This is a genomic window from Salinigranum rubrum, from assembly GCF_002906575.1.
Taxonomy (GTDB): Archaea; Halobacteriota; Halobacteria; order Halobacteriales; family Haloferacaceae; genus Salinigranum; species Salinigranum rubrum.
In genome coordinates this window covers 277,545-300,531 of sequence record NZ_CP026309.1, presented here as the reverse complement: position 1 = coordinate 300,531, position 22,987 = coordinate 277,545, and the positions used below count along the sequence as shown (strand labels likewise).

Genomic DNA, 22,987 nt, shown 5'->3' with positions numbered 1-22,987 from the left:
CGAGTCGCTCACGTCCGTTCGCTCCCGCGCGCCGACCGCCACAGTGGGTGGTGGCGCGCGGCGGTCGCGACTCCGTCCGCGACCCCATGCGCGAGCGAATCGGCTGGAGAGGTCTTCGCGAGCGAGTGGAGCGAGCGAAGGCTCGAAGCGGCTGCGCCGCTTCGGTGGCGTGGCGTCATCGCGCCCGTGCACCGCGCGGTCTCCGTGCTGTCAGCGGTCCTCTCGCCGATCTCGACTCACTCCCAAGCCAAGACGTCCACCACTACCGCTCGGGATGGGTCGGCGCGTCGAACCCTCCTCGGACCAGCGGTTTTGCGACGTGTCGCCGCGCACACGGCGGCACCTCGTACCAGCCGGGTTCGAGGATGCGGTCGACCTCCTCGACGACGCTCTCGCTTCGCGTTTTGCAGTCACGACACCGATACCCCTGGTCCGCCCCGGCGCTCTTCATCGTCCGCCCGCAGTCGGGACAGGTCGGCGTCGCCCTTTCGACTCGGACGAGCGACCGCACGGCGAACTTCTCCAGTTTCAGCGTTCCCGCCGACACCTCGCCGCAGACGGTGAGACGGTCGCCTCGCCGAAGCGACCGCACCCGGTCGCGGAAACGCTTCGTCGGCTCGAACGCGACGCAGTCGACGCCTCCCTCGTCGTCGACGTCGGTCTCCGACGACGGCCCGAATCCGAAGAAGACGTGGCCGCCGCGGCGGGTTTCGGGCGCGGACGTGACGACCCCCGAGACGCGCGAGGCGCGGCCGTCGCGGAGCGAGCCGAAGTCATCGTCGTGGAGGTGCGCGTCGGTGCCCTGGTTCGTCACGAACGTCGCCCGTCGGTCGACCGGTTCGCTCTCGATGCGCTCTGCGACCTCCCGACAGCGAACGGGGTCGTCGCCTCTGACGCCGTAGAGGATGGGCCCGGGCGCGTTCGGGACGCAGACGGGTTCGCCCTCGACCCGGTCGACGGTGTCCCAGACGGTCGGATAGCCCCAGTCGGCGGCGGCGAAGACGGTTTCGGCGTCGACCTCCCGTGGCGTGCCGCAGCGCTCGAACGCGCGGTAGGAGATGTGTTCGTAGGTCCACTCGTCCATGCCGGCCCACGCGCCGACGGCCGCGAGCGCGCCGATGCGGCCCCGACCCCCGTCCCAGCCTCGGTGGTCGTAGCCGTGTTCCTCGGCGAGCGAGAGCGCCGCATCGAGGGAGTGTCGCTCGCGGACGGCGTCGCGAGCGAACCGGGCAATCGGCTCGGGAACGGCGGACGGGTCGCCCGGCGCGACGACGACGCCGGGGCTGGTCCGGTCGTCTTCGAACTCGCTCCAGCGCTCGACCGCCCGGCAGGCGTGGTCGAACGCCGCCGAGGGAGCGCAGGAGGTGTGGAGCGCGACCGCCGCGTTGCCGCGCGTCTTGTGCTCGATAGCGGGGTTGAGTCGAACGAGGAGCCGTCGCTCGACGTCCGAACCGGCGTCGACGAGCGTCTCCGCGAGCCTGGTCGCCAGGTAGGTGCTACACATGCCACGCTCGCGGGAGTCGGTGTCGTCGAGCGCGATGACGGTCATCGCTCGTGATTGCGCACCGAACGGCTAACCGGTTTCGTCCCGCGATTCAACACCGTCGGCAACGGGGGGCGACGAAGGGTCGGCGACCGAGTCGTTGAAGTATATAAATATTTTGGCTGAGACGATCCGAAACCGCCGGACGCCGCTCACGGACGGGTGGGAAACACATATATCCGAAGAGTCGCCTAGTAATCCCCATGTCGCGGTCTGCGTTGATCAGCAACATCACCGCGATGTTACGCGATGCCGGGTTCGTGGTGAGCGACCGCATCGCCATCAGACCCAAGAGCTTCGACCTCGCGGCCCGCCGCGGGGAGGACCTCCTCCTGTTGAAAATCCTCGGCAACATCGACGCGTTCGACGGCGGGACGGGCGCGGAGATGCGTCGGCTGGGGTCGTATCTGGACGCGACGCCGCTCGTCGTCGGGATGCGCACGCGCAACGAGGACCTCAAGCCGGGCGTCGTCTACTTCCGTCACGGCGTTCCCGTTCTCAACCCCGACACGGCGATGGACCTGTTCGTCGAGGAGGTCCCGCCGCTCATCTACGCCGCGCCCGGCGGACTGTACGTCAACATCGACGGCGACCTGCTCGCCGACGAACGACAGGACCGCGGGATGAGCCTCGGCCAGTTGGCGAGCGAACTCGGCGTCTCCCGGCGCACCGTCTCGAAGTACGAGGACGGCATGAACGCCTCCATCGAGGTGGCCGTCCAACTGGAGGAACTGTTCGACCAGCCGTTCTCCGCGCCCGTCGAGGTGATGGACGGCGCCGACGAGGTCCGCACGGCCGACCCGACGCCCGCGGACCCCGAGGCCGACCCGGACGACGAGCACGTCGTCACGGTGCTCACGCGGGCGGGTTACGACGTCCACCCGACGCTGCGCGCCCCGTTCAAGGCGGTCTCCGAGGACAGCGCCGACAGACGCCACGGACGCAACGTGCTCACCGGTCACTCCGCGTTCGACCGCAACGCCGAGAAGCGGGCGCGCATCATGTCCTCGCTGGGGGAGATCACCCGGACGCGCTCGGTGTACTTCACCGAGGAGCGCACGAAGCGCGAGTCCGTCGACCGGACCGCCATCGTCTCCTGTGAGGAACTCGCGGCCATCGACGACCCCGACGCGATCCGCGACCTCATCCGCGAGCGGACGACCGAACCCGCCGAGTCGTAGGGCGGACGGCGTCTACGCTTATTTGCTCTGACGACGTCGTAACGGTTCATGAACCCGAACACGGACGAGTCGCAGCAGGCCCTCCGTCGCGCCGTCGACGACCTGGTGATGGAGTGGCCGGGCGTCTCACGAAAGGTCATGTTCGGCTGCCCCTCCTACGTCGCCGACGGCGTCCTCTTCGCCGTCGTCTCCGAGCAGGGGCTGTCGCTCACCAGGCTCACCGAGACACAGCGGGCCAGACTCGAACGGTCACACGCGGTCGAACCGTTCGAGGCCGGCGGTCGACTCGTCCGGAAGTGGGCGACGGTGCGCGTCGAACCGACCGGACTCAGTCCCGTGGAACGGGCACTCCGGCAGAGTTACGAAGCGGCCGTCGTGTAGAGCTTAACTCGCGCTGCCGTACGTCTCTTCGAGGTAGGCGACGATATCGTCGGACTCGGACATCCCGTCGACGCCGTGCTCCTCGTCGACGAGGACCGGCACGCCGGTCTGACCGCTGACCTCCTCGACCTCGGTCCGCTCGCTGTGCGAGCTAGGGACCTCCCGCGACTCGTACTCGAGGCCGAGTTCGGAGAGCTTGTTCTTCACCTTCGCACAGTAGGGGCAGCCGGGCAGTTCGTAGAGGATGAGATCTGACATCGCCTCCGAGTAGGGACCTCGTTCATAAGAGGGCGACGGTGCTGTGTCGGCCCGAGTCACAACCGTCGTGCGTGAGACGTACGCGCACGGGGCAGTCGCGGGTGACGCCGCGGCGACCTACCGCGAGCGCGCGCCGGTCCCCCGGACGAACGCGACGAGTCGGCGCCGACCCGCGACGAGTTCGACGAGCCCCCATCCGACGGCGAGAAGGGCGGCAGCGAGTACGGAGACGACGCCGCGAAGGCTGCATGGCGAGAGGTATCGCGGCCGAGTGGTAGCTGTTCCGTCGCCCGGTCGTAGTGTTCGGTGTGACCGTGTACCGCTGGTTCACCGGGACGAGGCGGCGAACCAGCGGCACCGACTCGTACCAAACACGGTCAGACCTGCGCGGCGAGGACGCCGCTGGTCCGGACGACGAAGTAGACGACGAACGCGAGCGCGAGCACCCAGTGGCCGGCGCGGACGTCGTCGAGTTCACCCGCGGCGAGTTTCACGATGGGGTAGGAGATGATGCCCGCGGCGATGCCGTACGCGATAGAGAACGTGAAGGGCATGACGAGGATAGTCATGCCGGCCGGGACGGTGTAGGTAATGTCGTCCCACGCGATGTCGACGACGTTGCGGAGCATCACGACGCCGATGACGACGAGGGCGATGTGAGACGCGTAGAGCGGAATCGCCGCCGCGAGCGGGACGATGGCGAGCGAGGCGAGAAAGAGCACGCCGACGGTGGTCGCCGTGAGGCCGGTGCGGCCGCCCTCCTCGACGCCCGATGCGCTCTCGATGTACGTCGTCACGGTCGAGGTGCCGAGCATTCCTCCCACGGTGGTGCCGACGGCGTCGGCCATCAGCGGCTTGTCGATATCGGGGAGGTTCCCGTCCTCGTCGAGGAAGCCCGCGACCTGCGACACCCCCGTCAGGGTACCCGCGGTGTCGAAGAAGTCGACGAAGAAGAACGTGAAGACGATGAGCGCGAAGGAGAACGCCTCGACGTTCCCTAGTCCGGTGACGAACGCGCCCGCGAGCGGGGTGATGTCGTACTGGGCGGAGGCCGGACCGGCGACGAGGCCCGCGTCGGGGGCGACGAGGCCGGCCTGAGTGACGAGCCAACCGAGGACCGTCGTGAGGAGGATGCCGATGATGATCGACCCCCTGAGACCGCGGGCGTACAGCGCGAAGGTGAGAAAGAGGCCGACGACCGAGAGGATAGCGATGGGGTCGGCCGCGACCGAACCGAGCGTGACGTACGTCGCGGGGTCCGAGACGACGATGTTCATCTCTTCGAGGCCGATGAGCGCGAGGAACAGGCCGATACCGGTGCCGACGGCGAACTTCACCGGTTCGGGGAACACCTTGATGACGTACTCACGCGCGCCGACGACGGTGAGGACGATGAAGAGGAGTCCCTCGACGACGACGGCGGCGAGCGCCGTCTGCCACGGGATGCCGAGCGCGCCCACGACGGTGAAGGCGAAGAAGGCGTTCAGGCCGAGACCGGGCGCCTGCCCGAACGGGCGGTTCGCGTACAACCCCATGATGAGCGTGGCGACGGCCGCCGCGATGATGGTGACGACGGCGAGCATCGAACGGACGGTGGCGGGGTCGAACCCCTGGATGATGATGCCCGGCTTCGCGTCGGGGATGCCCGCGAGGATGGCGGGGTTGACGACGACGATGTAGCTCATCGTGAGGAACGTCGTCAGCCCGGCCAGAACCTCGGTCCGGACGGTAGTGTCGTACTGGTCGAGATCGAAGTAGTCGGCGAGGGTCTGTTCCAGCCCCATAATGCACGTCTGAGCATAGCCCGAAGCGCTCACTTAACCGTTCCCATATCACCCCCCGAATGTGTGCACAAGAGTGGATAGATGTGGACGAGAGAAGGTGAAAATCTCCTGATAACACCACGTCCACGGATACCGGACGGGCGACGAGGGGGAGGAGGTGTATCAGTCGAACGTCGCGAGGGCGGCGATGGGCGCGTCGGTCAGGTCGCGGGCGGCGGCCATCCCCTCGTCGCCGGCCGCGATGAGCGTGAAGACGCCGACGAGGTCGGCGTCCGCCTGCGCCGCGATGTCGAGGAGGAGTTCCTGCGTCTCGCCCGACCGGATGAGGTCGTCGACGACGAGCACCGACTGCCCCGACGAGAGCGCCGAGGCAGGGAGGTAGTAGGTGAGTTCGATGCCCGAGGCGAGTCGCTGGCGGGACTCGATGAACTCCTCGACGGCGGTCTCCTTGGACTTCTTCGCGTAGGCGAGGCGCGCGTCGAAGTACGACGCCATCGCCGCCCCGAGCGTGATGCCGTCGGTGGCGGCCGTCAGCACCACGTCGGGCCGCTCGAAGCCGAACGCGTTGGCGGCGACGGGCGCGACGAGGTCGAGAAACGGCTGGTCGAAGACGACGCCGGAGTTGTCGACGTACCCCTCGTCGTCGAACATCACCCGCGCTTCGAGTTCGGTCGCGAGCGCCTCGCGACCGACGCCCTCGACGACCTGCCGGGCGCGCTCGACGCCCGGGAGGACGTGCCCGTTGACGTACCGGTTGAGGTCGCCGGCCGGCAACTCGGTGAGGTCGGCGAGTTCGTCGTACGTCCGCGTCTCCTTCAGCATCCGCAGCACGGCGACCGCCTGCAGTTGGAGGGCCGCTTTCTCCGCTCTGTTCATACCTCGGACAACATCCCTGCACAAGTATGAATACTTCGATGTCCAACACTCGGAGAATTGTCCACGAGCGTGGGAGCCCGTTCCGCGTAATCGGGGAACGAGTCGAGCGAGTGAGTCGAGCACGCGTCGCCGAACGACCACGCGGGTCGGCGCGCAGGTGGCGAAGCGGCTGCGTCGGGGTTACGCCGCGTCGGAGTCGGCGTCGCGGTCGGCGAGCAGCTCAGACGCCGTGACGAGCGCCTCCAACTCGACGTCGTGGTCGGCGAGCAGTTCCCTCGCGCCCTCTTCGCGGTCGACGACGACGACGACGCGGTCGACGACGGCGCCCAGGTCGCGGAGCGCCTCCACGGCGTCGAGGGCGCTCGTGCCCGTCGTGGCGATGTCTTCGAGGACGACGACCTCCTCGCCCTCGTCGAACCGACCCTCGACCCGGTTCGCGGTCCCGTACTCCTTCGCCTTCTTGCGGACGATGACGTAGGGGTTGCCGGTCTCGACGCTCGTGACCGCGACGAGGGGGACGGCGCCGAGCGCGACGCCGGCGAGTTTCGTGTCGCCGACCCGCTCGGCGAACGCCCGGGCGACGAGTGCTAGGCACACGGGGTCGGTCTCGAAGAGGTACTTGTCGACGTAGTAGTCGGAGGTGCCGCCGTGAGAGAGTTCGAACTCGCCGAACTGGACGGCGTCGGCCGCTCTGAGCGCCGCGATGAGTTCCTGGTTCGCCATGCGAGAGTGTCGGTCCCGAGGGGAGTATAAACCGGGCGGTCCGCTCCGGCGGGGGAACGTGTTTATATCAGACGATGAGCAATAATCGGGAGCACCATGGCAGCCGAACCACACCCGGACATCCAGGAACTGCTCGACCAACTCGCCGCGATGGGCGTCCCCGACTTCGCCGACCTCTCGGTCGACGGAGCGCGGTCGCTCATCGTGGACCTCTTCACAGTCGACGAGGGGCTCCGAGACGAGGTCGGCGGCGTACAGGACCTCGAGATTGCCGGGCCGAACGGCGGAGTACCGATCCGCGTCTACCGGCCCGGCGGGGGTGGGCCGCACCCGGTCGTCGTCTACTCCCACGGCGGCGGCTGGGTCGTCGGGAACCTCGACACCCACGACCAGGGCTGTCGGGCGCTCTGTAACGCCGGCGACTGCGTCGTCGTGAGCGTCGACTACCGCCTCGCGCCCGAACATCCGTTTCCCGCGCCCGTCGAGGACTGCTACGCCGCGACGGAGTGGGTCGCAGACCACGGTGACCTCCTCGGTGCCGACACCGACCGCCTCGTCGTCGCGGGCGACAGCGCCGGCGGCAACCTCTCCGCCGCAGTCGCGCTCCTCGCGCGCGAGCGGGGCGGCCCCGACGTCGCTCACCAGTACCTCGTCTACCCGGTGACGAACCACGCGTTCGACACCGACTCGTATACCGAAAACGCCGAGGGGTACTTCCTCACCCGAGCCGGGATGGAGTGGTTCTGGGACCACTACCTGGAGACGGACGTCGACGGGCTGAACCCGCTCGCCTCGCCGTTGCGGGCGCGGGACCTGTCGGACCTGCCGCCCGCGACGGTCGTTACGTGCGGCTTCGACCCGCTCCGAGACGAGGGCCGCGCGTACGCGGGACGGCTCGAAGCGGCCGGCGTGGACGTCACACACCACCACCACGAGGAGATGATCCACGGCTTCTTCGGCATGCTCGCCGAACCCGACCTCCCGCAGGCCCGGGAGGCGGTCGCCACCGCGGGGGAGACGATCCGGGAACTCTGAGCACGGCGGCCACGCACCGCACGAAGCCGTCCGGGCCGTCGCGGTTCTGGGCCGACTCACCACGGCTCCGACTTCAGCCCGAGCAGGTAGGCGACGGCGTTCGTCACGACGTGCAGGACGGGCGTGGCGACGAGGACGACGACGAGCGCCATGGGGGAAAGGTCGCGGCGAACCACCCGGGCGCGACGAGCGCGGCGAGACCGAGCGCGCCGACGACGAAGTCGAGTTGGTCCAGTCCGGGGAAGGCCGCGCCGCGTTCGCGGCCGGTTCGTCGTTTGAGGAACGAGGCCCCGATGTCGCCGAGCATCGCGCCGAACGCGAGCGCGACACCGGCGCGGAGGGGGAAGGCTGGAAGCCCGAAGCCGACGGCGCTCTCGACGACGGGCGCGGCCGCGTTCAACAGCAGGGCGACGAGCGTGCCGGCGAGAGTGCCGACGGCAGTTCCGCGCCAGGTCTTGCCGTCGCCGAGGACGCGCCGCCCGCCCCAGGTGCGGCCGCCGTCGATGGGACGGCCGCCGCCGAAGAGGACGGCGGCGTTGTTGGGGATGTACGCGGGCAGCATCGCCCACAGCGCGCCCGCGACGAGTGAACCGACCATACCGGGTGTCCGAAAGCGACCCGATAAAACGCGGCGATTTATTTTCGACCGCGAGAGGTTGTGTCAAACAGTCAAGCTATTTGCGATAGTGTGTCTCGGTCGAAACGCATGTCACGTGTCTTCAAATCACCTGCACGGTACGTACAGGGACGCGGAGTGACGGCCGAACTCGGAGCGCACGCGGAGACGCTGGGCGACTCGGCGCTCTTGCTCGCCGACGGCGTCGTGCTCGGACTCGTCGAGGACGAGGTGACGACGAGCCTCGAAGCGCAGGGCGTCGAGGTCAGTACGGTGACGTTCGGCGGGGAGTGTTCGACCGCGGAGATCGACCGGGTCGCGGGGATTGCCGAGGAACGCGGTGTCGACATCGTCGTCGCTGCCGGCGGCGGGAAGGCGCTCGACGCGGCGAAGGCCGTGCGCGCGGAGCGGGGCGGGGCGATGGTCTCGATGCCGACCATCGCGTCGACGGACGCGCCGACGAGCGCGCTGTCGGTCGTCTACTCGGAACACGGCGAGTTCGAGGAGTACCTGTTCCACGACGACCACCCGGACCTCGTTCTGGTCGACACGGCGGTCGTCGCGGCGGCACCGACGCGACTGTTCCGCGGCGGCGTCGCCGACGCGCTCGCGACGTGGTTCGAGGCGGCGGCAACCTCGAACTCCGACGGCGACAACGTCGTCGGCGGGAAGCCGACGCGGGCGGGGACACACCTCGCGAAGCTCTGTTACGAGACGCTCCGCGAGCACGCCGTCTCGGCGGTCGAGGCGGTCGAGCGCGACGCCGTGACCGAAAGCGTCGAGGCCGTCACGGAGGCGAACACGCTCCTCTCTGGGCTCGGCTTCGAGAGCGGCGGGCTGGCGGCGGCGCACTCCATCCACAACGGGCTCACCCAGCTCGAAGCGACACACGGGGCGACCCACGGCGAGAAGGTGAACGTCGGAACGATCTCTCAGCTCGTCCTGGAGGGACGTGACGACGCGTTCGTCGAGGAGATCATCGAGTTCTCGCTCGACGTCGGGCTGCCGGTGACGCTCGCGGAGGTCGGTCTCGACGACCCGACGCGCGAGCAACTCGACGTCGTCGCCGAGGCCGCCTGTGCCGACGAGGAGACCATTCACAACGAACCGTTCGCGGTCGAGCCCGCGATGGTACGGGACGCGATTCTCACGGCGGACGGACTCGGAGAGCGGGTGCGCGCGGAGCGATAACGCCGAGCAGCGCGCGCTCGCGTCGAGCGGGTCGCGTGGCCGGCGGTGAGCGAGTGAAAGAGCGACGCCAAGAGGAAGACCTGATAAGGCCAGCCACTAACTCTCCACTGATGTCCTCGTGGAGACGTGATTTCGCGTCCGGTCTCGTAGTCCTCGTTCCGATACTCGTTATTCTGTTCGTCGTCAACTGGCTCTACACACAGATCGCGTCTCTCCCGATTATTCGCGATATCAACCAGCCGCTCGGGTTCGGCGTCCTCATCGCCATCGTCGTCTTCACGATGCTCGTCCTCTCGGTCGGCTATCTGATGCGGACCACCGCTGGCCGCATATTCGAGGCCGCCCTCGACAACATGATGAACCGCGTCCCCCTGGTCCGAGTCCTCTACAACGCCTCCAAACTCGCCGTCGAGACCGCGTTAACGGGAACCGAAGACCTCCAGAAACCCGTGCGCCTCGAAGTGTGGCCGGGCGTCCGAATGACGGCGTTCAAGACGGGCAAGCGGACGAAAGACGGCCGCGAAGTTCTCTTCATGCCCACCGCGCCGAACATCACGACCGGGTTCGTGATGGAGGTCGAATCCGAAGACATCACCGAGACCAACGAGCGCGTCGAGGAGGCGCTGACGCGCATTCTGTCGGCAGGGTTCGCCGAGGAGGACCACGGCGTCGAAATCGACGTCTTCGAAGAGCAGGACAAGGACGGCGAGTCGTCGGGGTCGGTCGACATCACGACCGAGTCGGGGACGGGTTCGGGCTCCTCGCAGTCGTAGCTGACCGCTCGCGAGGACGGGGCGTCGACAGAAGACACTTACTCCAGAGGAACGGCCGGTGAGACATGCGTCAGCCCTCCAGACGCGCGTTCCTCGGAACGACCGCCGGTCTGTGCCTCGGCGTGGCCGGCTGTCTCGACCGCGGCAGGAGCGGAGCGTCACCGACCGAGACTCCGACCCCGCGGGAGAGTAGCCGCGCGACGCCAGAACCGACACCGACGGCCGACGCGTCGACGCCGCGGACGCTCGGGACGGAACAGCCAGTCGGCGGCGTCCCGGTGACCGTCTCGAACCTCGCGGTCCAGGACTCGGTTCTCTACCGCGACACGGACGACTCGATGGCCGTGGCGAGCGACGAGGGGAAACGGTACGTCCTCGTCTCGGTTTCCGGGAACGAGTCGGGTCCTCCACCGGAGGCGTTCGCGCTCGTCGTCGACGGGAAGGAGTTCGAACCGACGGCGTTCCGCGGTGGTATCGACGAGTACGGCCCGCGGTACGACCCCGGATACGGCGTCGAGGAGGGGTACCTCCCGTTCGTCGTGCCAGCAAGTCTCGACGCGGACGAGGGACGAATCGCCGTGGAGAACGAGAGCCAGACGGCGGCGTGGCGACTCGCCGAGATTGACCTCGACGCGCTCCGCCGGCCGAAGGCCGCGTTCGAACTTCGGACGGTCGAGCTACCGGAGACACTCCGCCGCTACGACCCAGTGTCGGTTCGCGTCACTGCCGAGAACGTCGGCGACGTCCCGGGGACGTTCCGCGGCGTCCTCAACGTCACCAATCTGGTCGCCGCGTACGCACCGTACCCGTTCGCCCTCGACGCCGACCCGGGCGAGACGGTCGTCTGGGAGGAGACGTTCCGCGAGGGTCCGTCGAGGGGGGTCGAGTCCGTCGGCTTCTTCCTCTACACGGTGGGTGGAAATCGGGAGCGACGGGCGACGGTGAGAGGCCGGAACGAAACCGCACGCGGAACCGCGACGGCAACGCGAACGGAAACGAGCGCGACCACGACAGAAACCGCGAACGCGACGGAGACAGCAACGCCACGGGAAACGGCGACCGCGACCGACTCGTGACCCTCACTCCACGTAGGTGAACCACTCCTCGTGGTCGTCGGTGCGCCGCTCCACGAGGTCGAAGAAGGCCTGCTGGAGTTCCGCCGTGACGGGCCCGCGCGAGCCGTCGCCGATGACGACGTTGTCGACTTTTCGGATGGGGGTGACCTCCGCCGCGGTCCCGCTGAAGAACAGTTCGTCGGCGGTGTTGAGTTCGCCGCGGGAGATGGTGGCGTCGTCGTGGACGGTGTAGCCGAGTTCCCGCGCGAGGGTGATGGCGGTCTGGCGGGTGATGCCGTCCAGAATACTCTGAGAGAGCCCCGGCGTGTATATCTCGCCGTCGCGGACGAGGAAGATGTTCTCGCCCGGACCCTCGGCGACCTGTCCCTCCTTGTTGAGGACGATAGCCTCGACGTAGCCGTTGCGCCGCGCCTCCTCCCCGGCGAGGAGAGAGTTGACGTACAGGCCGGTGGTCTTGGCGTTGGTCGGAATCTGACTGGACGAGTGCTTGCGCCACGAGGAGACCATCACGTCGACGCCCTTCTCCAGCGCCTCCTCGCCGAGATACGCGCCCCACGGCCAGGCGGCGATGGCGACGTCGACCGGACAGTCCCGGGGGCTCACCCCGAGCGAGTCGTACCCGTAAAAGGCGATGGGACGGATGTAACACGACTCCAGGTCCTGCCGGCGGATGAGTTCCAGGGTCGCCTCCGTCAGTTCTTCACGGGAGAACGGAATCTCCATGTTGTACGGCTTGCCCGACTGGTAGAACCGTTCGAGGTGTTCGTCCCAGCGGAAGATGGCCGGTCCCTTCTCGGTGTCGTAACACCGGACGCCCTCGAAGACCCCGGTGCCGTAGTGGAGACCGTGCGTCAGGACGTGGACCTGCGCGTCGTCCCAGTCGACGAACTCGCCGTCCTGCCAGATCGTATCGACGTCCATGTCGTCGAAGCTCATACTCGCTGGTAGCCGGCCACCGTTATAAAATCATCAGCAATCGGTGTGAGCACAACCCGCACGGACCGCCGGCGTTTTTGTCGCTCGCTCGCCCACGCTGTGACCATGCCCATCGACACCGTCCTCGTGACCGGCGCGACCGGTCGCATCGGGCCGACCGTCGTCGACCGGTTGCGAGAGGAGTACCGCGTCGTCGCCAACTCCCGCTCCGGCGGCGACGTCGGCGACGAGCACGTGCGAGGCGACATGACGGACCCCGGCGACGCCTACGGCGTCCTCGCGCGGAGCGACGCCGACGCCGTCGTCCACCTCGGGATGCTGTCGAACCCGAACGGGACGCCCGGTCACGTCACCTTCGAGAGCACGGTCGGGAGTACGTACAACGTCCTCGAAGCGAGCGAGGCGCTCGGCGTCGAGAGCGTGGCGCTCGCGTCGAGCATGAGCGCGCTCGGCGCGGGCTTCGACCCCGACCCCGTCCGCCTGGCGTATCTCCCGTTGGACGAAGCACACCCGCTCACGCCGCGGGACCCCTACGGCCTCGCCAAGCAGGTGATGGAGGTGACCGCGGAGGGAATCGGTCGGCGGGAACGTGCACCAACCATCACGTCGTTCCGCGTGCCGTGGATGCCGCGGGAAGCGGAGATACGGGAACTGTTCGTCGAGGGTGACCGCTCGCTGGAAGCGCTGAGACGACACGAGTCGTACCACGCCATCCGCAACACGCTCTTCGCGTATCTGCACGCCGAGGACGCCGCCGAACTGGTCGCCTGCGTGGTCGAGGCGGACCACGCCGGCCACGAGGCCGTCTGGGCGACGGCCGCGGACACGACCGTCGACCTCCCGACGGCCGAACTGGTCGAGGCGGAGTACCCGGGCGTCGACCTCGAAACCCGGTTCGAGGGGTACGAGAGCCTCGTCTCGACGGAGAAGGCGACGGAGTTGCTCGGATGGGAGCCGACGCGGGGGTGGCGCGACTAGGGGGTAGAGACGAGAGAACAATTAGAGGTCGGTGACGAGGTCACGGCCCTCGACGTAGACGAGGTCGTGACGCTGTGCGTACGACCGCGCGTCCGCGACGGAGCGGGCCGCGCCCGTCTCGTCGTCGAGCATCTCACAGACGACCACGGCGGGCGGGAGGTCCGCGGCACGGGCGAGCGCGAGTCCGAGTTCGGTGTGGCCGCGTCGTTCGTCGAGGAGGCCCGCAGCGCCGCGGAGGAGGTTGACGTGGCCGGGCGAGCGGAAGTCCCGGGCGAAGTCGTCGGGGCCGTACGCCTCGCCGTCGTCGACCCGTTCGGCGACGGCGGCGAGTTCCGTGATGGTGAGCGAGCGGTCGGCGTCCGTGATCCCCGTGAAGGTGTCGCGGTGGTTCACCGGGAGCGAGAACGACGACCGGGAGTCGTAGCTCAGGTCGTGGTTCGCGGCGGTCGGGTGGTCGATAGAGCTGTCGAGGAACGGCAGGTCGAGCGCGTCGGCCACGCCATCGGAGAGCGCGGCACAGACGAGGCCGCCCGCGTCGTTCCGGAGGTGCGCGACGGCGCTCGGCGTGACCGCGCCCGCGGGGTAGATGATGTCCGTCTCCCCCTCGCGGTCGGCGGCGTCGTGGACGAGCACCGGGTCGCCGCGGCGGAACGCCGCCACGGCGCGGGCGACGGCGTCCTCCACGGGACCGAGGTCGGCGTCGATGCTCACGTCGGTGTCGGGCGTCGTCGGCATCTCAGACGTCCTCCACGGTGACGACGACGCGCTCCCCGTCGTCGAGGCCGAGGGCGTCGCGGAGTCGGTCGGGGGCGATGACCTCCAACTGCGTCTCGTCGTGGTGGGTGCGGTCGGGGACGATGATGTGTGCGCCCTCGTACGTCTCCTCGTCGCCGGTCAGGCGGGCGGCGTAACAGGTCGCGGAGCCGAACGTCCGCTCGTCGTCCTCCCACGCGTCGATGGGGACGGCGTCGAGCGAACGGATACCCGCGCGGACTCGCACGCTATCCGCCGCGAGGTCGATGTTGAGCGTTCCCGGATAGGGTTCGTAGCCGAGGCGCTCGCGGAACTGCTCCATGTAGCCCGACAGCGAGATGTAGTGTTTCCCCTCGCCCATCCCGCCGGTGACGTTGCCTTCGAGCGTGACGGCCCCGGGCGACTCGAACAGTTCGCGGTACTTCGCGTACTCCGCTCGGAGCGCCGCCTCGCCGGCCTCGGTGACCGACACCCACTGGCCGTCGCTCACGACGTCGCGGTCGAGGTAGCCCGCCTCCTCCAACCGCTGGAGGCGGCGCGAGGCGGTCTGGCCCGACGTCTCCAACCCGGCGGCCAGCCCCGAACAGGAGATCTTGACGGGGCCGGCCAGCCCACCGTCGAGCGCGACCCGCCGGAGGGCGGCGAGTTCGTCGTGACCGACGGCCGGCGTCTGTGCCGATTCTGACATGGCCCAGGCTATGAAGTCGTCGGGGATAAGCATACCGGATATGAGACGCGTAACAGAATCGTGACGCCGTGGGTCCGGGTCGGAGGGAGGGGATTCGGTGTATGGACCCACCGGGACTAAACGTGTCGGTCGACGCGTGGGCCGACGCCGTGGCCGAGTCGGGGAGGGAGAGCCACCCGTAACAGCGGGATACGAGCACGTCCCGGACGGCACGCGACCGAAACTCGGTACCCTAATACCGGACGAGGCGGAAGGAGCGCGCATGTTCAGAGCCTTCCGAGCGGAGGTCGAAGCCGCTCTCTCACGCGCCCTCGAGTCGCTCGACCTGCCGACGGGCGACCTCGGCGTCGAGGAACCGCCCGAAGACGTCCCCGCGACGCTCGCATCGAGCGTCGCGTTCCGCCTCGCCGGCGAGGTCGGCGCCCCGCCGCCGAAGGTCGCGGCGGACATCGCCGAGGCCATCGACCCGCGAGAGAGCGAGTACGTCGACCGCGTCGACACGCAGGGACCGTACGTCAACTTCCACGTGGCCCCCGCGTACGACGAGGCGACGCTCGACGCCGCCCAGGAGGAGGAGTACGGCCGTCTCGAAGACCGGGAGACGAGCGTCGTCGTCGAGCACACCTCGGCGAACCCGACCGGTCCCGTCCACGTCGGGCGCGCTCGCAATCCGATCCTGGGCGACGCCATCGCCCGCTGTCTCGACTACGCGGGCTACGACGTCGAGCGACACTACTACGTGAACGACGCCGGGCGGCAGGTGGCGGTGTTCACCTGGGCGTACGAGACGTTCGACGAGTCCGAACTCCCCGACCCCGAACGTGACCGCCCGGACTACGACCTCGTCCGCTACTACCGGAAGGGGAACCAGTGGCTCGACGAGGCGGACGCGGACCGGGTCGAGGCGGCGGAGGCCGAAATCGAGGCCATCATGCAGGGGCTCGAAGCCGGTGACGAGGAGACGTTCGAGCGAGTCGGCCGGGTCGTCGACCAGGTGTTGTCGGGGATGCGCCAGTCGCTCGAACGCCTGCCCGCGGAGTTCGACGCCTTCGTCAAGGAGACGGAGTTCATCCGCGACGGGAGCGCCGACGACGTCGTCGCGCGCCTGAAAGAGAGCGGGGAGGCCGTCTACGAGGAGGACGCCTGGCAACTGGATCTTTCGGCGTACGGCATCGAGAAGCACCTCGTCTTCCTTCGGTCCGACGGAACGACGCTCTACACGACGCGTGACCTCGCCCACCACGAGTGGAAGTTCGACAACTTCGACCGCGCCGTGACCGTGCTGGGGAGGACCACAAACTCCAGGCTCAGCAACTGAAAGCCGCGCTGGACGTCCTCGGCAACGACACTTCGAAGCTCGAATCGACATTCTACTCGTGGGTGAACCTCCCCGAGGGCGGGATGTCCACGCGGGAGGGGACCGGCGTCGACCTCGACGACCTGCTCGACGAGGCCATCGCCCGGGCGCGCAACGAGGTCGAATCGAGACTCGACACCCGGAGCCGCGACGACGACCTCTCCGAGGAGGACATCGACCGCATCGCCCACCAGGTCGGTATCGGCGCCGTCCGGTACGACATCGTCTCGAAACAGCCGACGAAGAGCATCACGTTCGAGTGGGAGCGCGCGCTCGACTTCGAGGCCCAGTCCGCCCCGTACATCCAGTACGTCCACGCGCGCTGCTGTGGCATCCTCGACGACGCCGAACTGAGCGAAACGGTCGACGGGTCGGCCCTGACAGCAGACGAAGAGCGTGACCTCCTGCGGGTCATCGCGCGCTTCCCGGCGCAGGTCGAAGAGGCCGCAGAGGCCCTCGAACCGCACGTCGTCGCGACCTACGCGCGGGAGTTCGCCGAGACGTTCAACGCCTTCTACCGCGAGTGTCCCGTGCTCGCCGCGGAGGACGAGGAGGTGCGGGCGGCCCGCCTCGCGCTCGTCCGCGCGTCGCGACACACCGTCGCGAACGCCCTCGACGTCCTCGGCGTCGAGGCACCGACGTCGATGTGAGACACGAGACGCCGAACGACAGCACGTCGGACTTCGGGGGCGGCGAAACGGACGGCTCGGGAAGGGCGAGTGAACCGGAGGAAAGCGTGGTCGGCCGTCAGGCCGCGACGGGAACCGGTGCGAGGACGCCGGCGATGAGCGACCCGCCGACGCCGAGGACCGTCGCCGCCCCCAGCCCGAGCGCGAGGAGCAGGAACAGCACGAGCCACCAGAACGGAACGGAGTCTGATTCAGCCATACGAACCATCTTCGGAGCGAGCTAAAAGAAGCTCTCGTTATCCGTCTCTCCGCCGCCGACCGTCAGCCGAAGAAGCGCCGGAACAACCCCTTCTTCTCGTCGGACGACTCCTCGTCACCAGTATCGGCGTCGTCGACAGCGTCGGCGTCGTCAGCGGCATCGGTAGTATCCGCCGCGTCGGCAGCGGCACTCTCTCGGTCCGAGTCGTCCCCGTCCGTATCGGCAGCGTCGTCCGCAGTCTCGTGTTCGTCCGCGGCGTCCTCCCGTGCCTCGGCGTCCGGGATGTCGGGCGACTCGTCCGAGTCGATGGTGACGCCGTCGTCGTCCGCCGGTGTCGTGTCGAACGTCACGTCGGTGTCCGCGTCGGGTTCGGCTTCGACGACCACGTCGGCCACCGAACGGTCCTCGTCGGCCGTGGGGTCGCTCTCGTCGTCGGCCTCGACCGCGTCGGTCGCGTCGGTCGCGTCGGTCGCGTCAGGCGTGTCGGATCTGTCCCTCGTTTCCGGTGCCCCAGCGCCCGCCTCCGCGTCCGCGAGCGCCGACGCGATACCGCCACCACCCCGGCTCTCAGCCCCGACGTCCTCGTCCGACTCTCCATCCCCCTCCGATCCCGCGTCCTCGTCCGACTCCACGGGACCGGACGGTGACGCAGTGCCGTCGGAATCGGCCGTGTCGTCACCGTCGTTCCCGAGGTCGGCCTCGGTGTCGGTGGCCGCCTCGCTGACGGCTTCTTCGAGGAGCGCGGAGAGATCCTCAGCCTCCCCGGGACCAGCGTCGTCGGGGGCGTCGCGGTTCTCGTCGTCCTCGAACAGCGAGGAGACGTCGATGTCGTCCACGTCGGTGGAACTGTCCTCGATGAGCGAGGAGACGTCGATGTCGTCCACGTCGAGGGAGTCGCGACCGCCCTCGTCGTCCGTACCCTCGGCGGCGGCGGTCGCGTCCACCTCCTCGGCGGCGACCGTGTCCTCGGTCCCGTCGCTCTCAGCCTCGTCCGCGCTGTCGGCGTCGACGCCGTCCGCGTCGTCTCCCGCGGCCCGACTCTCGGCGTCGTCGGCTTCGGTCTCCCCGTCCGCGTCCTCGACCCCCTCCTGGGTCTCGACGGCGACGGCCGCCTCGTCGAACGCGTCGTCCATCGCGTCGGCGGTGACGGCGTCGGCCAGCGTCCGGTAGGCGGCGGCCGCCGGGCCGTCCGGGTCGGGGGTTACCGGGGAGTCCTCGTCCGCCCCGGTCCCGATTGAGGGGTCCTCGGGGACGACCTCCAGAAGGTCGGCGTCGACCGCTGCCGCGACTGCCTCGACGTCGACGCGCGTCGTGTCGACGCGCGTCAGGACCAGCCCCGCGACGGGGACGCCGACGCGGGCGGCGAGTTGGTTCGTCTTCTCCGTGTCGCCGAGGGCGTCGGTCGAGGGCGTCGACACCAAGAGGACGGCGTCGGCGAGGCCGAGCGGGAAGAGGGTGTCGTGGCTCAGTCCCGCGCCGGTGTCGACGAGGACGACGTCGTAGTCGGCGAGCGCTTCGAAGACCCGTTCGAGGCCGCGGGGGTCGGCCTTCGCGTACGCGTCGAGGGCCGGGGCGCCGGGGACGACGGTCAGGCCGTCGGGGCCCTCGTAGACGGCGTCGAGCGGGTCGGCCTCGCCCGCGAGCACGTCGTGGAGGGTCGGTCCGTCGGGGGAGACGCCGAGCATCCGGCCGAGGTTCGGCATGCCGATGTCGGCGTCGACGACAGCGACCCGGTGCCCGGCGGCGGCGAGCGTCGCCCCCAGCGCCGCCGTCGTGGTCGTCTTGCCGACCCCGCCTTTCGCGCTCGCGATGGCGTAGACCCGTCCCATACTGTCCGAAACGAACCGTGGTGGCTATATAAAGGTTGACGCGGCGCGGGCCGAACGGACCGGTGGTACGTAGCTGGGCGCCGTCGAGCCACACAGTCAAAGGTTACTTAGCCACTGGCCGGGCTAGGAAGCACAATGAGTACTGACGCCGAAGAGGTAAGCGACGACCGCCGGAAGTACGAGTTCCGGAAGGTCATCGAGGACCTCAAGGAGTACGAGGGGTCAGGGACACAGCTCGTCTCCATCTACGTGCCGCCGGACAAGCAGATCTCGGACATCGTCGCCCACGTCACCCAGGAGCACTCCGAAGCGAGCAACATCAAGTCCAAACAGACCCGGACGGCGGTGCAGGACGCGCTGACGAGCATCAAGGACCGCCTCCGCTACTACAAGAACCCGCCGGACAACGGGATGGTGCTCTTCTCGGGCGCTATCGACTCCGGCGGCGGCCAGACCGACATGGTCACCAAGGTGCTGGAGAACCCGCCGGACCCCGTCCAGTCGTTCCGCTACCACTGCGACTCGTCGTTCCTCACCGAGCCCCTAGAGGAGATGCTGATGGACAAGGGGCTCTTCGGACTGGTCGTCCTCGACCGACGGGAGGCGAACGTCGGCTGGCTCAAGGGCAAGCGAGTCGAACCCGTCAAGTCCGCCTCGTCGCTCGTCCCCGGCAAGCAGCGGAAGGGTGGCCAGTCCGCACAGCGGTTCGCCCGCCTGCGCTTAGAGGCCATCGACAACTTCTATCAGGAGGTCGCGGAGATGGCGAACGACCTGTTCGTCCCGAAGCGTCACGACCTCGACGGCGTGCTGGTGGGAGGGCCCTCGCCCACGAAGGACGAGTTCCTCGACGGCGACTACCTCCACCACGAGATTCAAGAGAAGGTCCTCGGAAAGTTCGACGTCGCCTACACCGACGAGTCCGGGCTGTACGACCTCGTCGACGCCGGCCAGGACGTCCTCGCGGACCAGGAGGTCGTCAAGGACAAAAAGCAGATGGAGGAGTTCTTCGAGAAGCTTCACCGAGGGGACGAGGCGACGTACGGCTTCGAACCCACGCGACAGAACCTCGTGATGGGCTCGGTCGACCGCCTCCTGCTCTCGGAGGACCTCCGCTCGGACGTCGTCGTCTACGACTGCGGCGACACCGAGGAGTACGAACTCGTCGACCGTCGTCACTCGACGCCGACCCACACCTGTGAGGACGGCACCGAGGCCGAGGCGAAAGAGCGCACCGACGCCATCGAGTACCTGATGGAACTGGCCGAACAGCGCGGCACCGAGACGAAGTTCATCTCGACCGACTTCGAGAAGGGCGAGCAACTCCACGACGCCTTCGGCGGAATCGCGGGAATCCTTCGGTACTCTACCGGCGTGTAAAACCGGTCCAGACGGCGTGAGAGCCGCCGGAACGTCACGTTGTGTGAGATGGTCATCCCAACCTATATAACCGCGTCTCTCATGGTGGGTGGTGATGCGGGGGGACGGGAGCCCGGCGGACGTGCGGCAGTTGCTCAGCCAGCGAGCCGACGCCCTCTCGATGCTCTTGGACGGGGACCGGAGCAAGAACGAACTCACCGAGGAACTCGGCGTCTCGCGGTCGACCGTCGACCGGGCCGTCCGGGAACTGGAGTCGAACGGACTGGTCCGACGCGAGGGAAGCACGGTGGCGGCGACGCTCGCTGGCCGTCTGGCGTACGACTCGTACCGCCGTTACTGCGAGGAGACGGCACACGTCGGCGAGTTCGGGGACCTCCTCGCGGAACTCCCACCGGCGGCGACGGTGGGACACGCGATGCTCGAAGGAGCCACCGCCTACCGGAGCAAACCACCGGCGACGGGACGGCCGGCGAACGAGATAACGGCCCTCATCGCCGAGGGAGACCGGTTTCGGGCGTGCGCGACGGCCGTCAACGACGCGGCTGCCGTCGGCCACCTCCACGGACTGGTGACCGAGCGGGGCGGCAGCGGGGCGGTCGTCTACACGTCGAACCTCGCGGAACTCATCCGCGACGAGTACTTTCGGATGCACCACGAGATGGTCGCGACGGGTCGGTACCGAGCGTACGAGACCGACGGCCTCCCGTACGAACTGTTCATCGTCGACACCGACGAGAGCACCACGGTCGCCGTGCTGATCTACAACGAGTCGGGGACGATCCACGGGAGCATCCTCAACGACACCGAGGCGGCGGTCGAGTGGGCCGAGGAGACGTTCGAGTCGTTCGTCGAGGCCTCGACCGAGTTCACCGACGACTTCCGGGTCGGCGGAGCCGGGGCGAGCCGGGCTGGTGAGGCGGACGCACGCGATGGAACGAACCCCGACTGACGGAGAAGCACGTGAGGGCGGACACCGACCTCACAAGCGCGTCCGCTAATCCACCAGCGACTGGAGCTGTGCGGTCCGACGCTCCAGGTCGACGTGCGGGTCGAGGTCACCCGTCTCTGCCATCGCAGCGAGTCGGTCGAGCGTGAGAAACGGATCGCCGCCCGCCTCCTCCGCGTGTTCACAGAGTGCGGTCACGTCGGCTCGACGGAGCGCGAGCGAGTCGAGGAGGCCGAGCAGGAGCGCCGTGGCGACGCCCGCCTCGCCGCTCGGTAGGGGGCCCCACTCGATTGTCTCCGAAGGCTCGACCTCACTGTCCTCTGCGTCGACTCCAGCCACGCGGAGACAGGTGGTACAGAGGGTCGCCGAGAGCGCCTCGTCGGGTGCGTACGGCCGGAGCGACGACGGGACGGCGAACGCGATGCGGTCCCCGTCGCAGTCGGGACAGGTCATGGAAGGTAAGACGCGCTCGTGGGTGAAAAACGTCGGTCGCTGAGCGGGTGAGGCGTTCGGTGTGTGGATGCGCTCGTCGTCCGTGGAGCGTGTCGGGGCGGAACGGCTGAGAGCACGAAGAGCTTGCGCGCCACGGAGACGATGGGGTTACGACGAAAGGGACACGGCTTCGAAAGGAGAAGTGTCAGTCGTCGGCCGAGACGCGCTCGACGTCCTCGGACGCGATTTCGGTGGCCTCGTTCTCGCGTTCTTCCTTCTCCTCTTCTTCCTTCTTCGCCTTGATCTTCTTCAGGCGGAAGATCTCCTCGCGCTCCTGTTCTTCGAGCTTCTGCTCGATGTACTCTTTGTTCTCGTAGAGGTCCGGCAGGAGCTTGAACTCCAAGGCGTTGACGCGGCGCTTCGTCGTCTCGATCTCCTCGAGCATCTTCTTCATCGCCGTCTCGACCTCGGCGGCGAGAATGATCGTCTCGAGGAGTTCCTCGTAGGCGTCGGCGGCCTCGTCGATTCGCGCGCTCGATCCGAGCAGGCCGTAGCCGCGCTGGTCGAGACTCTTCTTCACGCGGGAGGACTCGATCTGGGGGACCACGACGCCCATGATGTTCTTCGACTGCGTCGTGATCTCGGGGTGTTCCTTGAGCGCGGCGGCGGCACCGCGGACCGCGACGTCACCCTCCATGGCGCGGGCCATGTTGATCTTGTGCTGTGCGTTCTGGTAGTCCTCGGAGAGTTCCGAGCGGACGTCCTGTGCCTGGTCGAGGATGTCCATGAACTCCATGATGAGGCCGTCACGCTTCTGTTCGAGCGTGTCGTGACCGCGTTCGGAGAGTTCGATGCGGTCCTCGATGGCCATCAGGTTCTTGCGCGTCGGTTTGACGTCTTCGGCCATTCTTGTCGGACCTTGTGCTCCTGGGGTGTTAACCTTTTACTGTCGTTCCGGCGGTTCGTGACCCACCGTCGCGGACGACGCCGAGTGCTCGGACTCACCTGTCGGTTCGCCGTCGACACCATCGGCGCACGGACAGTGCGATACGACACGTGGAGTGTTGAGTCTTCCATTCGCACAGTGTATCATATTTAAATATAAGACAGAAGAAATACAATTCGCCTAAATAATATAATCGGCATCCTTCGGCGTCACGCGGGTGACGATGTCACGAGCGGCGAGATAACGAGACAACCGAAGAAAGCGAAAGAGCGCAGCGTTGTAGAGGCTAGCACTCGTGTTCGCAGCAGAGCCCAAGTGAACAGAGGAAGTGTTTCACCCCTGAACACGATACGACAGCTGCTTTGGCGTCTTCAAGGATTTGTTCGCCATATATTCGATTTTCAACGATACTCTACCATA

21 protein-coding genes and 2 pseudogenes are annotated in these 22,987 nt (G+C 67.8%); 10 read left to right on the top strand and 13 right to left on the bottom strand.

The features are described 5' to 3' along the window. Positions 1-262: 262 nt before the first annotated feature. Positions 263-1,549 carry a tRNA(Ile)(2)-agmatinylcytidine synthase gene (locus C2R22_RS01410; RefSeq protein WP_103423986.1) on the bottom strand — a complete coding sequence of 429 codons (1,287 nt, stop codon included), beginning with the start codon at positions 1,547-1,549 and terminating at the stop codon, positions 263-265. Between the two features lie 197 nt (positions 1,550-1,746). On the opposite strand from C2R22_RS01410, the gene C2R22_RS01405 reads away from it, so the two are divergent. Both C2R22_RS01405 and C2R22_RS01400 read left to right on the top strand, forming a co-directional pair. Continuing rightward, positions 1,747-2,724 (top strand): transcriptional regulator, encoded by a 978-nt coding sequence (locus tag C2R22_RS01405; RefSeq protein WP_103423985.1) that lies wholly within the window; start codon positions 1,747-1,749, stop codon positions 2,722-2,724. Positions 2,725-2,772: 48 nt separating this feature from the next. Next, positions 2,773-3,105, top strand: a complete 333-nt coding sequence (locus C2R22_RS01400) for a hypothetical protein (protein WP_103423984.1) — start codon at positions 2,773-2,775, stop codon at positions 3,103-3,105. Between the two features lie 3 nt (positions 3,106-3,108). Here C2R22_RS01400 and C2R22_RS01395 read toward each other — a convergent pair whose 3' ends face one another. From C2R22_RS01395 to pyrE, 4 genes are all read right to left on the bottom strand, one after another. Beyond that, on the bottom strand, positions 3,109-3,363 hold the full coding sequence (locus tag C2R22_RS01395; RefSeq protein WP_103423983.1) for a glutaredoxin family protein: 255 nt from the start codon (positions 3,361-3,363) through the stop codon (positions 3,109-3,111). A gap of 377 nt (positions 3,364-3,740) precedes the next feature. Continuing rightward, the gene (locus C2R22_RS01390; RefSeq protein ID WP_103423982.1) at positions 3,741-5,147 is read right to left on the bottom strand and encodes an NCS2 family permease; all 1,407 of its coding nucleotides are present in this window, start codon (positions 5,145-5,147) and stop codon (positions 3,741-3,743) included. A gap of 162 nt (positions 5,148-5,309) precedes the next feature. Then, the gene (locus C2R22_RS01385) at positions 5,310-6,023 is read right to left on the bottom strand and encodes a phosphoribosyltransferase family protein (RefSeq protein WP_103423981.1); all 714 of its coding nucleotides are present in this window, start codon (positions 6,021-6,023) and stop codon (positions 5,310-5,312) included. A gap of 180 nt (positions 6,024-6,203) precedes the next feature. Beyond that, positions 6,204-6,746 carry an orotate phosphoribosyltransferase gene (pyrE, locus tag C2R22_RS01380; RefSeq protein WP_103423980.1) on the bottom strand — a complete coding sequence of 181 codons (543 nt, stop codon included), beginning with the start codon at positions 6,744-6,746 and terminating at the stop codon, positions 6,204-6,206. A gap of 96 nt (positions 6,747-6,842) precedes the next feature. Here pyrE and C2R22_RS01375 point away from each other — a divergent pair, with 96 nt between their 5' ends. Next, on the top strand, positions 6,843-7,781 hold the full coding sequence (locus C2R22_RS01375) for an alpha/beta hydrolase (protein ID WP_103423979.1): 939 nt from the start codon (positions 6,843-6,845) through the stop codon (positions 7,779-7,781). A 56-nt stretch (positions 7,782-7,837) separates the two neighbouring features. Here C2R22_RS01375 and C2R22_RS01370 read toward each other — a convergent pair. Continuing rightward, positions 7,838-8,379: pseudogene (locus tag C2R22_RS01370) on the bottom strand (CDP-2,3-bis-(O-geranylgeranyl)-sn-glycerol synthase). 108 nt (positions 8,380-8,487) lie between these two features. Between C2R22_RS01370 and C2R22_RS01365 the strand changes: the two are divergent. The 3 genes from C2R22_RS01365 (at position 8,488) to C2R22_RS01355 (ending at position 11,437) form a co-directional block, all read left to right on the top strand. Next, positions 8,488-9,588 (top strand): glycerol dehydrogenase, encoded by a 1,101-nt coding sequence (locus C2R22_RS01365; RefSeq protein ID WP_103423978.1) that lies wholly within the window; start codon positions 8,488-8,490, stop codon positions 9,586-9,588. Between the two features lie 110 nt (positions 9,589-9,698). Beyond that, positions 9,699-10,361: a DUF502 domain-containing protein gene (locus C2R22_RS01360; RefSeq protein WP_103423977.1), complete on the top strand. Its 663-nt coding sequence runs from the start codon at positions 9,699-9,701 to the stop codon at positions 10,359-10,361. Between the two features lie 65 nt (positions 10,362-10,426). Continuing rightward, complete coding sequence (locus tag C2R22_RS01355; RefSeq protein WP_103423976.1) at positions 10,427-11,437, top strand: hypothetical protein; 1,011 nt, start codon at positions 10,427-10,429, stop codon at positions 11,435-11,437. A 3-nt stretch (positions 11,438-11,440) separates the two neighbouring features. Here C2R22_RS01355 and C2R22_RS01350 read toward each other — a convergent pair whose 3' ends face one another. After that, a complete protein-coding gene (locus tag C2R22_RS01350) occupies positions 11,441-12,373 on the bottom strand; it encodes a branched-chain amino acid transaminase (RefSeq protein ID WP_103423975.1) in 933 nt (310 codons plus the stop codon). A gap of 105 nt (positions 12,374-12,478) precedes the next feature. On the opposite strand from C2R22_RS01350, the gene C2R22_RS01345 reads away from it, so the two are divergent. Continuing rightward, positions 12,479-13,351 carry an NAD-dependent epimerase/dehydratase family protein gene (locus tag C2R22_RS01345; RefSeq protein WP_103423974.1) on the top strand — a complete coding sequence of 291 codons (873 nt, stop codon included), beginning with the start codon at positions 12,479-12,481 and terminating at the stop codon, positions 13,349-13,351. Positions 13,352-13,372: 21 nt separating this feature from the next. Here the strand turns inward: C2R22_RS01345 and ribB are convergent, their stop codons facing one another. Together ribB and C2R22_RS01335 are read right to left on the bottom strand one after the other, a co-directional pair. Further along, positions 13,373-14,086, bottom strand: a complete 714-nt coding sequence (ribB, locus tag C2R22_RS01340; protein WP_103423973.1) for a 3,4-dihydroxy-2-butanone-4-phosphate synthase — start codon at positions 14,084-14,086, stop codon at positions 13,373-13,375. A 1-nt stretch (position 14,087) separates the two neighbouring features. Next, positions 14,088-14,792 (bottom strand): DUF120 domain-containing protein, encoded by a 705-nt coding sequence (locus C2R22_RS01335; protein WP_103423972.1) that lies wholly within the window; start codon positions 14,790-14,792, stop codon positions 14,088-14,090. Positions 14,793-15,054: 262 nt separating this feature from the next. On the opposite strand from C2R22_RS01335, the pseudogene argS reads away from it, so the two are divergent. Beyond that, positions 15,055-16,799, top strand: a pseudogene (gene argS, locus C2R22_RS01330) (arginine--tRNA ligase). A gap of 97 nt (positions 16,800-16,896) precedes the next feature. Here argS and C2R22_RS25525 read toward each other — a convergent pair. Both C2R22_RS25525 and C2R22_RS01325 read right to left on the bottom strand, forming a co-directional pair. Next, the gene (locus C2R22_RS25525; protein ID WP_173862762.1) at positions 16,897-17,037 is read right to left on the bottom strand and encodes a hypothetical protein; all 141 of its coding nucleotides are present in this window, start codon (positions 17,035-17,037) and stop codon (positions 16,897-16,899) included. A 62-nt stretch (positions 17,038-17,099) separates the two neighbouring features. Beyond that, on the bottom strand, positions 17,100-18,866 hold the full coding sequence (locus C2R22_RS01325) for a P-loop NTPase (RefSeq protein WP_103423971.1): 1,767 nt from the start codon (positions 18,864-18,866) through the stop codon (positions 17,100-17,102). A 135-nt stretch (positions 18,867-19,001) separates the two neighbouring features. Here C2R22_RS01325 and prf1 point away from each other — a divergent pair, with 135 nt between their 5' ends. Beyond that, on the top strand, positions 19,002-20,243 hold the full coding sequence (prf1, locus tag C2R22_RS01320) for a peptide chain release factor aRF-1 (protein ID WP_103423970.1): 1,242 nt from the start codon (positions 19,002-19,004) through the stop codon (positions 20,241-20,243). Positions 20,244-20,337: 94 nt separating this feature from the next. Continuing rightward, positions 20,338-21,192, top strand: coding sequence for a helix-turn-helix transcriptional regulator (locus C2R22_RS01315; RefSeq protein ID WP_103423969.1), 855 nt, complete (start codon positions 20,338-20,340; stop codon positions 21,190-21,192). 45 nt (positions 21,193-21,237) lie between these two features. On the opposite strand, the gene C2R22_RS01310 is transcribed toward C2R22_RS01315, so the two are convergent. Together C2R22_RS01310 and C2R22_RS01305 are read right to left on the bottom strand one after the other, a co-directional pair. Continuing rightward, positions 21,238-21,642, bottom strand: coding sequence for a DUF6276 family protein (locus C2R22_RS01310; protein ID WP_103423968.1), 405 nt, complete (start codon positions 21,640-21,642; stop codon positions 21,238-21,240). A gap of 184 nt (positions 21,643-21,826) precedes the next feature. Continuing rightward, on the bottom strand, positions 21,827-22,528 hold the full coding sequence (locus C2R22_RS01305; protein WP_103423967.1) for a V-type ATP synthase subunit D: 702 nt from the start codon (positions 22,526-22,528) through the stop codon (positions 21,827-21,829). Between the last annotated feature and the right edge of the window lie 459 nt (positions 22,529-22,987).